Origin of the sequence: Marivivens sp. LCG002 (assembly GCF_030264275.1) — a bacterium.
Classification (GTDB): Bacteria; Pseudomonadota; Alphaproteobacteria; order Rhodobacterales; family Rhodobacteraceae; genus Marivivens.
Genome location: NZ_CP127165.1, coordinates 983,440 through 997,390, shown reverse-complemented (window position 1 = coordinate 997,390; position 13,951 = coordinate 983,440). Strand labels below are relative to the sequence as shown.

Annotated in this window: 12 protein-coding genes; 5 read left to right on the top strand and 7 right to left on the bottom strand. The window is 59.2% G+C overall.

Annotated features, from left to right (window positions below):
* Window positions 1-187: 187 nt before the first annotated feature.
* The gene (locus tag QQG91_RS05070; protein ID WP_285771887.1) at window positions 188-538 is read left to right on the top strand and encodes a rhodanese-like domain-containing protein; all 351 of its coding nucleotides are present in this window, start codon (window positions 188-190) and stop codon (window positions 536-538) included.
* Window positions 539-606: 68 nt separating this feature from the next.
* Here QQG91_RS05070 and lpdA read toward each other — a convergent pair whose 3' ends face one another.
* From lpdA to QQG91_RS05045, 5 genes are all read right to left on the bottom strand, one after another.
* The gene (lpdA, locus tag QQG91_RS05065) at window positions 607-2,001 is read right to left on the bottom strand and encodes a dihydrolipoyl dehydrogenase (RefSeq protein ID WP_285771886.1); all 1,395 of its coding nucleotides are present in this window, start codon (window positions 1,999-2,001) and stop codon (window positions 607-609) included.
* A gap of 126 nt (window positions 2,002-2,127) precedes the next feature.
* Window positions 2,128-2,724, bottom strand: a complete 597-nt coding sequence (locus QQG91_RS05060) for a DUF924 family protein (protein ID WP_285771885.1) — start codon at window positions 2,722-2,724, stop codon at window positions 2,128-2,130.
* Window positions 2,721-3,986, bottom strand: coding sequence for an MFS transporter (locus QQG91_RS05055; protein WP_285771884.1), 1,266 nt, complete (start codon window positions 3,984-3,986; stop codon window positions 2,721-2,723). The genes QQG91_RS05060 and QQG91_RS05055 overlap by 4 nt, the downstream gene beginning before the upstream one ends.
* A 70-nt stretch (window positions 3,987-4,056) precedes the next feature.
* Window positions 4,057-5,109 (bottom strand): tRNA preQ1(34) S-adenosylmethionine ribosyltransferase-isomerase QueA, encoded by a 1,053-nt coding sequence (gene queA / locus QQG91_RS05050; RefSeq protein WP_285771883.1) that lies wholly within the window; start codon window positions 5,107-5,109, stop codon window positions 4,057-4,059.
* A 9-nt stretch (window positions 5,110-5,118) separates the two neighbouring features.
* Window positions 5,119-8,409: a YhdP family protein gene (locus QQG91_RS05045; RefSeq protein WP_285771882.1), complete on the bottom strand. Its 3,291-nt coding sequence runs from the start codon at window positions 8,407-8,409 to the stop codon at window positions 5,119-5,121.
* Window positions 8,410-8,520: 111 nt separating this feature from the next.
* On the opposite strand from QQG91_RS05045, the gene bcp reads away from it, so the two are divergent.
* The 4 genes from bcp (at window position 8,521) to QQG91_RS05025 (ending at window position 11,831) form a co-directional block, all read left to right on the top strand.
* Entirely contained in the window at window positions 8,521-8,994 is a 474-nt protein-coding gene (gene bcp, locus QQG91_RS05040; protein WP_502881586.1) for a thioredoxin-dependent thiol peroxidase, read from the top strand.
* Window positions 8,995-9,061: 67 nt separating this feature from the next.
* Complete coding sequence (locus QQG91_RS05035) at window positions 9,062-9,892, top strand: ferritin-like domain-containing protein (protein ID WP_285771881.1); 831 nt, start codon at window positions 9,062-9,064, stop codon at window positions 9,890-9,892.
* Window positions 9,893-10,036: 144 nt separating this feature from the next.
* Complete coding sequence (locus tag QQG91_RS05030; protein ID WP_285771880.1) at window positions 10,037-11,356, top strand: M23 family metallopeptidase; 1,320 nt, start codon at window positions 10,037-10,039, stop codon at window positions 11,354-11,356.
* On the top strand, window positions 11,346-11,831 hold the full coding sequence (locus QQG91_RS05025) for a bactofilin family protein (RefSeq protein ID WP_285771879.1): 486 nt from the start codon (window positions 11,346-11,348) through the stop codon (window positions 11,829-11,831). The genes QQG91_RS05030 and QQG91_RS05025 overlap by 11 nt, the downstream gene beginning before the upstream one ends.
* Window positions 11,832-11,899: 68 nt before the next feature.
* Here QQG91_RS05025 and QQG91_RS05020 read toward each other — a convergent pair whose 3' ends face one another.
* The gene (locus QQG91_RS05020) at window positions 11,900-12,682 is read right to left on the bottom strand and encodes a DUF2189 domain-containing protein (RefSeq protein WP_285771878.1); all 783 of its coding nucleotides are present in this window, start codon (window positions 12,680-12,682) and stop codon (window positions 11,900-11,902) included.
* Window positions 12,683-12,798: 116 nt separating this feature from the next.
* The gene (prfB, locus tag QQG91_RS05015) at window positions 12,799-13,926 is read right to left on the bottom strand and encodes a peptide chain release factor 2 (RefSeq protein WP_285771877.1); all 1,128 of its coding nucleotides are present in this window, start codon (window positions 13,924-13,926) and stop codon (window positions 12,799-12,801) included.
* Window positions 13,927-13,951: the final 25 nt, after the last annotated feature.

Genomic DNA, 13,951 nt, shown 5'->3' with positions numbered 1-13,951 from the left:
GTCGAGCGGGCGCGAGTCTCCAATGAAAACTGGAGAACATTTAACGAACACGACAAGAAATTACCAGCGTTTTGGCATCTTTTGCGGGAAAGCGGGCAAAATTGATCAGCGCCCCTTTACATTTCATTTTCCTTATATATATATCTTCCACAAGCGAACAGCAAACCAAAGGTGTGTCATGCTCTCGATGTTCAAGTCCTCCTCCCGCCCTGCCCCTCTTGATGTGCAGACCGCGATCTCCAAGCACGCAGCCGACGAAATCGTCGTGATCGACGTCCGCGAAGCCGGTGAAGTCGCGGCCTCCGGCAAAGCCAAGAATGCTGTGCATGTGCCCCTTGCGACCCTGCGTATGAAGGCCGATCCGCGCAGCCCCGAATGTCTTGAAATCTTCAAGAGCGGCAAGCCGATCGCCGTCTATTGCGCGGCAGGTGGCCGTGCAGGCATGGCGATGCAAACCCTCGAACAACTGGGCCATGCCGAAGTGCATAACATCGGTGGCTTCGGTCACTGGGTCCAAGCAGGTGGCCCTATCGGCTGATGTTCCCTTGCCGATAGACCAAAAAAGCCCGCCGAATTGGCGGGCTTTTTCTTTGGTTCCAGCTTCGATCAGAAGTGAAGCGCACGGCCATAGGCATCAAGCACGGCTTCATGCATCATCTCGGACAAGGTCGGGTGCGGGAAGACCGTGTTCATCAGGTCCTCTTCCGTCGTCTCGAGCGCACGACCCACAACATAGCCCTGGATCAGCTCGGTGACTTCTGCGCCGACCATATGCGCGCCCAAAAGCTCGCCCGTTTTCGCATCGAACACCGTCTTGATAAGGCCCTCGGGCTCGCCCAGAGCAATCGCCTTGCCGTTGCCGATAAAGGGGAAGCGGCCGACTTTGATCTCGTAGCCTGCCTCTTTTGCCTTGGCCTCGGTAAGACCGACGGATGCGACCTGCGGATGGCAATAGGTGCAGCCCGCAATCGAGTTAGGCTTGATCGGGTGCGGATGCTTGCCGGCGATCAGTTCGGCCACCATGACGCCTTCGTGGCTGGCTTTGTGAGCAAGCCACGGCGCACCAGCGATATCGCCGATTGCAAAGAGCCCTTCGACACCCGTGCGGCAGTATTCATCCGTCACAACATGTGTGCGGTCGATCTTGACGCCCATTTCCTCAAGACCGAGGTTTTCGACGTTCCCGACGATGCCAACGGCGGAAATGACCGTATCGAATTCCTGCGTTTCGACTTTGCCGCCAACCTCGATATGGGCGGTGACTTTGCCTTTGCCGCGATCAAGCTGTTTGACCATGGCTTTTTCCATGATCTTCATGCCTTGCTTGACGAATTGCTTCTTCGCAAAGGCGCTGATCTCGGCGTCCTCGACGGGAAGCACGCGGTCCATGACCTCGACCACAGTCGTGTCGGCACCTAGCGTGTTATAAAAGCTGGCAAACTCGATCCCAATCGCACCCGAGCCGATAACGAGGAGCTTTTTCGGCATACGCGGCGGCGTCAGAGCGGTTTTATAAGTCCAGACGAGATCCCCATCCGCTTCAAGACCGGGAAGCTCGCGGGCACGCGCGCCCGTTGCAACGACAATCGCCTTGGCGGTGAGCTCTTCGGTGCCCTTGTCGGTTTTGACCGTGACTTTGCCTTTGCCCGAAAGCTTGGCCTCGCCCATGATCGAGGTGATCTTGTTCTTCTTGAAGAGGTGGCCGATCCCGCCCGACAGCTGCTTGGCCACACCGCGCGAGCGCTTGACCACGGCGTCGAGATCATAGCCGATACCGTCCGCCTTGAGGCCGAATTCCTTGGCGCGGTGCATCAGATGGAAAACTTCGGAGGAGCGGAGCATCGCCTTGGTCGGGATACAGCCCCAGTTGAGACAGATACCGCCCAAATGTTCGCGCTCTACACAGGCGACATTCAGACCAAGCTGCGCACCACGGATCGCGGCAACATAACCGCCCGGTCCTGCACCAATGACGATCATGTCGAAATTCTTAGCGGCCATGAGACCCTCCTCCGGTTTCAAAATTAGTTTGACGTTAAACTATTTTTCCAAATTGCGGAATAGGGTCGTTAGCATGGCAGCTATCGAAAATGCGCAAGGCTTGTTTCCTTGTTTTATTTCAAACATTTAAGGGGAAACAAAAGCTGTCTTTGCGCCCTCCGACATCCGCTTGACCAGACCGCCGTATGCTCCTGCATCCAGAAATCTCTGTTCCTCGGACGTTGTTTCACGTCCCAATGCCTCGTTCCGATAGGGAAACCTGCCAAAGGCGCGGATGACGGCGCGGTGCGCTTCGGCGTGGATCACATTGCCGTCCTCGCCGTCCATCGCCGTTCGGAACAGCTCGACCGAACGGTCCTGATCCACGAGGTTTTCCGAATGCATCAGCGGCAGGAAAAAGAACTGGCGGCTTTGCGGCTCGACCTTTTGATCCCAGCCTTCGGCAATGGCATGTTTGGCTGCAGCCCGCGCCAAGGCGTCCGAGGCAAAGGACCGCGCATCACCGCGAAACATATTGCGCGGGAACTGATCGGTCAGGATGAGATAGGCAAGAGCGCCCTTTGCATCCATCAACCAAGGGCCGAAAGCCCCTTCCATCGCATCGATCCAGTGTTTCTCAAATCGCTCGCGGATCTCGGTATCGAGCGCCTCGCCGCCCATATACCATCCCTTGGGCCCGACTTCGTTGATCCAATACTCGGTGATCTGCTCGGCAAGCGTCATTCCTTGGCCCCTTGGCTGTCATCGAGATCGGCGTCGAAATAGACCTCTTGGGCAAGCTCGACTGCGACAGGGGTCGCCGACGGCAGGATCGGCGCATAAGAGACCGTGTCCGACACCGGCGTAAGCGACTTGCGACGCGTCATCCGCCACAGACCATAAACGCCCAGCGCGAGAAGCTGGCTGCCGACATAGAGCCAATAGGCCTCGGCAGAGACGGAGGTCATCACCCAACCGAGGATCAGCGGCCCCGCAATAGCGCCCACCCCGTTGATAAAGAGGAACCCCGCAGAGGCCGCAGCCATATCGGAGCGGTCCAGATAATCATTCGCATAAGCGATAAGGAGCGCGTAAAGCGGGTTCGACGCACCGCCCACAACGGCCGCGCTCACGATGATAAGCCAATAGTGCCCAGGGAAGAGGAACGACAACAGCGCTCCCGCACCGCCCAAGAGCGACAGGATGATGATCAGGAGCCTGCGGTCCATGCGATCTGACAGCCAGCCGACGGGATATTGCAGGAAAAGCGCCATCACATAGATCGACGAGACCATGATCGAAATCTCGCTCACCGTCAGCCCTACACGTGTGCCGTAAACCGCAGACATCCCGAACTGGGCCGCAAAGACCCCGCCGAGAAGCAGCATCCCCATGCAGGCAAGCGGAGAGGTCTTGATCAAGCGGCGCAGCGTGAGCGGCTTGGTCGTCTCGAAGGCGGGCACGGGGCGCACCGACAGAAGGATCGGCGCAAAGGAAAGCGACACGAGGACCGAGGGGATAATAAAGAGCACATAGCCGCTCACATCGCCCAGAACCACAAGGTATTGCGCCAGAATGATCGCGCCCATCTGGGTGATCATATAGAGCGAAAGCGCCTTGCCGCGGTTTTCGTTCGAGGCGGCGTCATTCAGCCAGCTTTCCGACGTGATATAGACCCCGCAAAAGCAAAACCCGATCAACACGCGGCCGATCATCCATGCCCAAGGTTCGGTCAGGGTCGGATAGAGGATGAGAACCGCTGAAATCGTCGAGCCCAGCGCGGCAAAGACGCGAATATGGCCGACGCGGCGAATGAGCGTCGGTGCAATTCTCGAAGCAAAGAGAAAACCGACGAAATAGGCCGACATGACCAACGACATCTGAAAGGTCGTAAACCCTTCAAGTTCGCCGCGCAGACCGAGCAACGTGCCCTGAAGGCCGTTGCCGATCATAAGCATGAAAAGCCCGAGCAAAAGCGCCCATGAGCTACTGAGAACTTGAAACATTAGACGTCCTTTTCCGCGTTATTGGCAAAGCGGATGTTGTATATCGGGTGCGCAGCGGATCAAAACGACCCTAGCGACGCGGCAAAAGCAGCGAAGAGTCCCCGTATGAAAAGAAACGGTATCCACTCGCTATGGCGTGAGAATAGATCGTTTTCACGGTTTCCACTCCCATCAATGCCGACACTAACATCATTAAAGTCGACTTGGGCAGGTGAAAGTTCGTCATAAGGCCGTCCGCCGCTTTGAACGCGAAGCCGGGCGTGATGAAAATATCGGTCGGACCCTCCCAAGGGGCCACGCCAGCGTCCGTCGCCGCGCTCTCGATCAGCCGAAGCGCGGTGGTGCCGACGGGGATCACGCGGCCACCTTTTGCCTTGGTCTCGTTGATCTCTCGGGCCGCAGTCTCGCTTACTTTGCCCCATTCGGCATGCATCTTGTGCTCGGCGATATTGTCGACCTTGACAGGAAGGAACGTCCCCGCCCCGACGTGGAGTGTGACATGCGTAAAGCTCACGCCCTTGGCCCGAAGCCGCTCGAGAAGCGGCTCATCGAAATGGAGCGAGGCCGTCGGGGCGGCAACGGCGCCGAGGTTTTTGGCCCATACTGTCTGATAGTCCGATTTGTCCTTCTCGTCCGCAGGCCGCTTGGCCGCGATATAGGGCGGCAGAGGCATCGCCCCTGCCTCGGCCAGAGCGGCGTCGAAATCATCCCCGACAAGGTTGAACCGCAAAAGCGCCTGCCCGTCGCTTCGTGCCACAACCTCGGCGCTCAGCGCCTCGCTGAAATGGATGGTCTCTGCGTCCTGCACTTTCTTGAGAGGCTTGACGAGCGCGCTCCATGTCCCGTCGGCCTTGGGCTCGAGCAGGGTGACTTCGATCCGTGCGGACACCGGACCCTGCGCGCTCTCGCGGTGCCGAAGCCCCGACAGCCGCGCGGGAATGACCTTGGTGTCATTGAGAACAAGTCGATCCCCAGCCTCAAGCAGATCGACAAGGTCCGTGACGCGCAGATCGGTGATTCTGTCCCCTTGGGCGAGCAAAAGACGCGCGGAAGACCGGGGCGAAGCGGGACGTGTCGCGATAAGCTCCTCGGGGAGGTGAAAATCGAAGTCGCTGAGTTTCAAGGTCAAATCCTATTGGTTCACGGTCGAAGACGGGCGTCGGAAGATGTTGCGTAACATACCAGGCGCAAGAACCGAAAGGGGGTTCACGGAAACCTGAGGCGCGGATGTCGTCCCGCCGAGGAAATAGTTGAACCCGATAAGCCCCTCACCCGGACGGGTCAGCGCCGCCCCTACCCCATTGATAAGATAGACGGGCGAAACAACCCCCTGAAGATCAAGCGCCGAGGTCTTGATCCCGTATGTGCCGTCAACGGATATCCCCATGGATGCCCCCGTTGCCGCGCCTTGGGTGATGATGATCTGATCGGGTGTGAGATGGAAACGCGCCTCTATGTCGTCAAAGACGATCCCCGGCCCGTCGATCCCCTGCAACAGGCCGACGACGGACACCGCGTTGAGAAGCTCGGCAATGGTCGGCACTTTGCGCACGCGGATGTCCGAGATTTTCAATTCGCCGTCATATTCACCGCGTGGCCCGCGCGGCGTCAGCAAAAGATCGAGCGCGCCACCCTCGGTTTCCTTGGTGATCGCAGCCGAGGCAAGAAAGCGTCCCGCATTCGCGGACTGGAGCCGCACGGCGGTGCCTTGTTGATGGGGGGCAATGGCGCCTGAAACTTGGGCCCCGTCGTTCATCAAAGCGGTGAAAGAGCCGTTCAAACCGCCGTTCGTCTCAAACTGGCCCAGAAAATTGGTCAGGGCCATATTATCGGTGATGACCAGACGATCCAGTGCGACATTCAAAGGCGCGCCGCCACTCCCGTCTCCTCCGCCCGTTTTGGCTGAACGGATATCCAACGTGCCGCCCCTTACTTCGATGCCGACCGCTCGCCCCGCCCCGCGCGAGACAAGCTCGACCGAAGCGTCGAGCCACCCCCCGACCCGAAGCCTGTCGAACCGCGCACGGTCGAATTGCCCTGCTGGGGTCAGAGTGATGCGCCCCTCCGCCTCGAGCCCTGCGGCTTCGAGCGAAAGACGGTTGACCCTCGCGGGCTTGTCCAGCGTGACCCCGAGACGGAAGTCGCCCGCCTCGGACGCCGATTTGGCCCAACCGATCGACGGAATTTCGAGCTCGACCCCCCGAAGATCGGAACGCAGTGTTAGTTCTGGTGCACGTTCGGCCTCGAGAGCAACGTCGATGCGCGCGCTGCCCCGTCCACCGACCATCTCGGGAGGCAGCGCGATGCGGAATTCGTCAAGCGTCCGCTGCGAAAGTTCGACCGTCCCCGAAAGGTTCGAGCGCTGCGCGTTTTCAGGATCGAACCCTTTGGTCCATGTCACCGTTGCAGGCACGTCACCGATCCGCACGTCACCCGCGATTTCAAGCCCGCCTTGGGTCCCGTCCACCACCAGACGCGCCGCGGATAGTCGATGCCCCTCGAGAATGACGTCGCTGCGCAGGTTGCTCAGGTCCGAGTGATACTTCACGTCGATATCCGTGAGCTTGAGATCCTTCTTGAGCGGAAGCGCCAGCGAGACCAGTGTCTCTGCGGTTCCATCGGCAAGCGTGACTTCGCGGTTTGCACGGCTGAGGAATTCGAAGGGCGGCAGGTCGAGCAGCGACAAAGAGGCCGTAATCGTGCTTGTCAAATCAAGGTCAATCTCGGCAAGCGCCGGTTTCTGTCCCAGATTGCCGATGTGGAACACCGACCCCGTTGCATCTATCTCGCCGCCTTGCGGCGCTGCGACTTTGCCCCCGTTCAGCACGGCGGTGAACTCGCCCCGTGCCATTTCCGCAAATCCATAAGCGCCTGTGATCGGGGGAAAGGATTTGAGATAGCGGATCGACATATCCGCAAACTGCCAACTGATCCCGAGATCGGGTTTCCGGTTCGGCCTGAGACGCAGCGCCAGTCCGCCGTCGAACGCATACCCCCCCGAGAGATTGTTCATGATCCAGAGCCGCGTCCCCGGTTTGACGGTATTGGGCCAGAAAGCGGCAAGGTTTTCGGGGCTGACCCGATCCGAAACCGCATCGAGATCAACGCTCCACCCGTCATCGGCGACACGCACATGGGCCGAGCCATTCACGCGGTCAGCGCCCGTGCGGGCATAGAACTCGCCCACTTCGACCTCGAAAGGAGCAAGTCGCAGGCGGAAATCGACACTGGCTTCATCCACGCGCTGGGGTGCATCGTAATAACCCGCAGGATCGAGCACCACGTTGGTCAGCGACAATTGCGAGACCAAGGCCTGCGGAAAATCGCCCTGAAACTCGCGCAGATAGGCCTGACCTTCGGCATCGAACTGCCCCCATTCCGTGCGTGCGCTCACGCGGTCAAAGCTGATGCGCTGCTCATCGGGATGATAGGTCAGATAGGTGCTCAGCCGCTCGAAGGGCACGGGGTCGACATTGGGGTTGGGCCGCAGCGATCCCTCTTCGATCGCAAGCGAGGCATATAGGCTTTCGATCTCGCCCGTCTCGTTGGTCGAGGCTCGCAAGGCCGCCGACACAGGCGCATCGAGCACGCTGAGCCAATTGAGAACAGGCGCTTGCGAGGCGATATCGGTCGCAAAGGCGTTCTGGACCGTGACCGACATCACCGCTTTGCGGCTGTTGCGCAGGCTCTCGTAATTCATCGAGACGGTCGTCACCTCGGACCGCCCCGAAAGAAGCCCCGCTTCGCCGCGCAGACCGATCACCTGTCCGCGAAGATCGAGCGACAGCTCGCCCCCGTCCACGATCCAGCTGCGGCCCACGCGAGCATCGTCGAAATTGACGATAAGTCCTTCAGCCTGCACTTCGCGCAAAGCTTCAAGTGCGGGACGCTCGAAGGCATCGTCGAAACTGTCGAGCAGCGCGAGAAAGTTCACCGCCTCGCGCGTGGTCTCACCCGCTTCAAAGGTGACGGCCACAGTCCCGTCGGCAGACCGCCGAACAGTGAATTGCGCTCCCGAAATCCGCAGGTCCTGCACCAGAAGCTCACGCCGGAACACAAGACCGCGCGGCGAGACCTGTGCCTCGACCCTCGGAACCCGCGCAAGGACACGCTCCTCTGCGTCGCGCAGCACGATATTGTTCATGCGGATGATCGGGTGGAAATCGCGCTGCACCGTCACCGAAATTTCCCCGAGACGCACCGACCCGCCGCCAAGAACCGCGGCAGCCTCTTTTTCAATGCGGTCTTTGACCCAGCTTGGAGCTGTAACCTCGCGGTCATAGAGCATCAGGACCACAACCATGGTCAAAACGATCGGAACCGAAACCAGCGCCATCGCCAAGCGCCACCCCCAACGCATCAGCGCCACCCGCTTGCGCGGTCGCGGCTCTTTGGGATCGGGTCTGGCCGTTTCGTCGGTCATAGGCGGATAAAGCTTTCCTTGCGCGCCGAACGGCACTTTCCATCTGGTTCAAGTGAACTAAAACAAAGCCGAAAGCCAGTCACAACACAATCAAGAAGGGAACCTGCACCCATGAGCAATGCTATGCCGAACCAAGGCGATATGGCCCCTGAATTCACCCTTCCGACCAATGGCGGCGAGACGGTCACCCTGTCCGCTCTCAAAGGCCAAAAGGTGGTTGTCTATTTCTATCCAAAGGACAACACACCCGGCTGCACCACCGAAGCCAAGGACTTTACCGCGCTCAAGTCCGAATTCGCCGCTGCGGGCTGCAAGGTGATCGGTATTTCCAAAGACAGCGTGAAAAAGCACGACAATTTCATCGCCAAGCAAGAACTCGATCTCATCCTTGCATCGGATGAAAACAGCGATACCTGCGAGCGCTACGGCGCTTGGGGTGAAAAGCAGATGTATGGCAAAACCTACGAAGGGATCACCCGCGCGACCTTCCTTATTGCCGAGGACGGCACCATTGCTGCCACTTGGCCCAAGGTCTCGGTCAAGGGTCATGCCGAGGAGGTCCTTGCCGCCGCCAAAGCGCTCTGATCCTGCGTTTTGACAAACCCAGCGGTTTTGCGGCAGATACGGCCGCAAAACCGCAAAGGGGCCAAAGATGAAAACACTTGCGCAAATGGCGACCGAGGTTCTGACCACGGCGGACGGACGGGAAAAGACCGCGCTGTCTCATCGCTATGCCGCGCTCTGGTTTGCATCCAGAGCCGGGGGCGCCGCGCCGATCGAAGTCGGCACGGCATCGCCTCCGCTCAGGCCCGCCCGCCCTGACAAGCCCGAACTCCTTGCACCGCGCGACGTGCCGCGCCGCCGTCCCGGAACGCCCCAAGGGCGGCTCGCGCTTCTTCATGCGGTGGCGCATATCGAATTGAACGCCGTCGATCTGCATTGGGATATCATCGCGCGCTTTTCGGACACCAGACTTCCGCTCGGATTCTTTGATGACTGGGTCAAATCCGCAAACGAAGAATCCAAGCATTTCAATCTCGTCTGCGACAGACTTGAAGCATTGGGGAGCTATTACGGCGCAATGCCCGCCCATGCGGGGATGTGGCGCGCCGCCGAAGACACGGTTGACGATCTTTTGGGCCGTCTTGCCGTCGTGCCCATGGTGCTCGAGGCTCGCGGCCTTGATGTGACACCCGGGATGATCGGGATCTTTGAAAAAGCGGGCGACACGGAATCGGTCGAAGCGCTCAAAGTCATCTACGCCGAAGAGGTCCATCACGTCGCCTATGGCTCCAAATGGTTCCATTTCCTTTGCGGTCGCCATGATCTCGACCCCAAAGAGGTGTTCCATAGCCTTGTCCGCAAGCACTTCCACGGCGCACTGAAACCGCCCTTCAACGAAGAAAAACGGGCCGAAGCGGGTATTCCGCCAGATTTCTATTGGCCACTTGCGGAAGAAACCCCAATCAAAGAGCGCCTCTAAGCAGATTTCTGCTCACTTCGGCACATAAATGCCTATGAGCGCTCATTTCTGCGCAAATTTGTTGCCACGCGAATCTATGCCCGTTAACAACCTTCGAGTGGCTGTGGGGACAGCCTTCGGATGGGACAAGACAGGGATTGGGACGTGCGTTCTCGACTACTCCAGAAAGTGCATGCGGCGCTCGAACGTCGCTTTCCTGAAAAACGGCTTTTCCTAAGATCGGATACCGAGACGCGATTCATCCGTCTCAAGCCCGAAACGCAGCTTGTCATCTGGACGGGCGGCACGCTTTTGGTGGCGTGGACGATCATCGCGACCGCGATACTCTTGATGGACTCGATCGGGTCGGGGAACTTCCGTGCCCAAGCACAGCGCGATCAGTATATTTACGAACAGCGCCTGAATGCGCTCTCTTCCGAGCGTGACATCCGCGCCGAAGAGGCCGTGGCCGCGCAGGAACGTTTCACCAAAGCGCTCCAGCAAATCTCTCTCATGCAGTCGGAGCTTCTCGCCTCTGAAGATCGCCGCCGCGAACTCGAAACGGGGATCGAAGTCATTCAGGCCACGCTCCGCCGCACGATGAACGAACGCGAAGGGATCAAAGAGGATCTTGCGGCGCTGCGTGATCGGATCGAAGGCAATGCCGATGGCGGTGCCATCGCCTTTGCAAGCTCGGAGATGACGGGAACGGTCGACATGCTGACCGAAGCGCTGGCCCAGACCGCCGCCGAGCGCGACCAGATCAAGACCGATGCCCAATCCGCCATCGACCAAGCCGCCGAAATGCAGCTTGAATTGCGCCTCCTCCAAGAGCGCAACGACGAGATTTTCCGCCAACTCGAAGAGGCGATGCTCGTCTCGGTCGAACCGCTCGACAAGATGTTCAAAGCCGCAGGCATGGACCCCGAGCAAATTCTCGATCAGGTGCGGCGCGGCTATTCGGGCACGGGCGGCCCCTTGATGCCGATCCAGTTCTCGACGCGCGGCGCCGAACCCGATGCGGATGCCCTGCGTGCCAACAACATCCTCGGCAATCTGGACCGTATCAACCTCTACCGTATCGCCGCCGAGCGCGCGCCGTTTGCGATGCCCGTCAAAAGCAACTATCGCCTGACCTCGGGCTTCGGCACCCGCTGGGGCCGTCTACACGCAGGCACCGATTTCGCCGGTCCCGTCGGCACACCGATCTATTCGACCGCCGACGGCGTCGTCACCCATGCAGGCTGGTCCTCGGGCTATGGCCGCTTGGTCAAGATCCAACACGAGTTCGGAATCGAAACACGTTACGGACATTTGAACGCAATTCGCGTCAACGTGGGCCAAAGGGTCTCGCGCGGGGACCGAATTGGTGATATGGGGAACTCTGGACGTTCGACCGGACCCCACCTTCACTACGAGGTCCGCGTTGGCGGCAAAGCTGTGAACCCGATGATCTATATAAGAGCTGGACAAGATGTTTTCTAAGAGCAAAATCAACGAGCCTGGCCCCAAGGCCACCGAAACCAACACTCCGGTGACACCGGCTGCCGCTCCTGCTGCTTCGAGCGAATTCAAGGCATCTGCGCCCAAGGCAAAGCCGCCTGCGTCGGTTCTCTCGGCTGACCTTCACGTCAAGGGCAACCTCAAGACCACCGGCGATATCCAGGTCGAAGGCCAAGTGGACGGCGACATCCGCGCCCACCTTCTCACCATCGGTGAAACCGCCACGATCAAGGGCGAAGTGGTTGCCGACGACGTCGTCATCAACGGCCGCATCATCGGCCGCGTGCGTGGTCTCAAGGTCCGTCTGACCTCGACCGCCCGTGTCGAAGGCGACATCATCCACAAGACCATCGCGATTGAATCGGGTGCCCATTTCGAAGGCTCTGTCCAGCGTCAGGACAACCCCCTCGACACCACCGGCGCGGCCAAGAAGCCTGCCGCACCCTCGGCGGAATAAGCCCACACCGACAGTCAAAGAAAAGGCGCCCCAAGAGGCGCCTTTTTCATTTTCGGAAGCTGCCGCCCCTAGACGGGGTCGTAAAGCGCCCGCCGATAGAGATGCCACGTGGCATGACCAAAGATCGGCAAAACAACCATCAGCCCCAGAAAATACGGCGCAAGCGCGATCAGACTCATCACCGCGATGATCGCCGCCCAGACGAGCATGATCCAAAGATTGGAAGCAACCGTGCGGAGCGACAACAGCATTGCGCTCACAAAATCGATCTCTTTCTCGAGAACGAGCGGGATACTCACCACCGTGAGCGAAAAGAGAAGAAAGGCCAATATCGCCCCGATGCCAAGCTCGACCGCAATCATGCTCAGCCCCCGCGTGGTCAGAAACACATCAAGGCTAGTCGAAACGCTGGTCATCACGGCAAGCCCCATAAAGACGGCAAAGATCATATGGGCAAGAAACGTCCAGAACAGGAAATAGATCACGATCACAGCGCCAAGCCACGGCACTTGCCGCGTGCGCTCCTGCCAGACGACGCCCAGCACATCGCGCCAGACCAGCGGCTTGCCTGCCTCTAGCCTGCGGCTCACTTCGTAAAGCCCCACCGCCGCGAACGGCGCAGCCAGCGGAAACCCAAGCGAGGTCACAAGCACCCAGCTCACATGCCCTGCCCCGAGCGTGATGAGCATAAAACCGATCACCACATAAACCGCAGAAAAGAACAGCCCGAAGAGAGGCGCGCGGCGGAAATCATAGATCCCCGCTTTGAGCGAGGCGATGATATCGCCAAGCGTCAAGTCTCCGACCAAGGGCATCTGTGAGGGGGGCGGTGCATCAACGGTTGCGGACATAAACGGACTCCCTGAATTTGAAATCAGGCTAATCCAAAGAGGTCTGAACGCAAAACATTTTTGGAATATTTGACCGAGGGCGCAAAAGCAAAAGGCCCCGCATGGGGGCCTTTGGATCAGTCTTCCGCGTTGGCGTCGGCGCGGGATTTGCCCGAAACCTGAAGTGCGAGTGTCGCCGCCATGAACCCGTCGAGATCCCCGTCAAGAACCCCTTGGGTGTCCGATGTCTCGTGACCGGTGCGAAGATCTTTGACCATCTGATAGGGCTGGAGCACATAGGAGCGGATCTGGTTGCCCCAGCCTGCTTCGCCCTTGGCTTCGTGGGCTTCGTTGATCGCCGCGTTCCGCTTATCAAGCTCCATCTGGTAAAGGCGCGATTTGAGAGCCTTCATCGCGATGTCACGGTTCTGGTGCTGCGACTTTTCCGAGGAGGTCGTCACGATCCCCGTCGGAAGGTGGGTGATCCGCACGGCCGAGTCGGTCGTGTTCACGTGCTGACCGCCCGCACCCGAGGAACGATAGGTGTCGATACGGATGTCGTTCGGCTTGATCTCGATCTCGATGTTGTCGTCGACCACGGGGTAAACCCAAACCGACGAGAACGACGTGTGACGGCGCGCAGCAGAGTCATAAGGCGAGATGCGCACAAGGCGATGCACGCCGCTTTCCGACTTGAGCCAACCATAGGCGTTGGGACCGCTGATCTTGTAGGCGGCGGATTTGATCCCCGCTTCTTCGCCCGCGCTTTCGGACTGAAGCTCGACCTTATAGCCCTTTTTCTCGGCCCAGCGGACATACATCCGCGCAAGGATCGACGCCCAGTCACAGCTTTCCGTGCCGCCCGCGCCCGAGTTGATTTCGAGGAAGGTATCGTTGCCGTCGGCTTCCCCATCAAGAAGCGCTTCGATCTCTTTCTGGGCGGCCTTGGCCTTGAGCTCCTTGAGAGCGGCTTCGGCGTCTTTGACGACATCCGCGTCGTCTTCCATCTCGCCAAGCTCGATAAGCTCGATGTTGTCGGCCAGCTCTTGCTTGATCGCCTTGAACCCGTCGATCGCATCGACCAGCATCTGACGCTCGCGCATCAGCTTTTGCGCGGCTTCCGGATCATCCCAGAGGCTCGGGTCCTCGACACGGGCGTTGAATTCCTCGAGCCGGTATTCAGCCGTTTCCCAATCCAGACGCTGGACCAAGAGCTTGAGCGATTTTTCGATGGCGGAAACAACGTTGAGAATTTCGGCGCGCATGGGACTTTCCGGTCTTGATCATCTG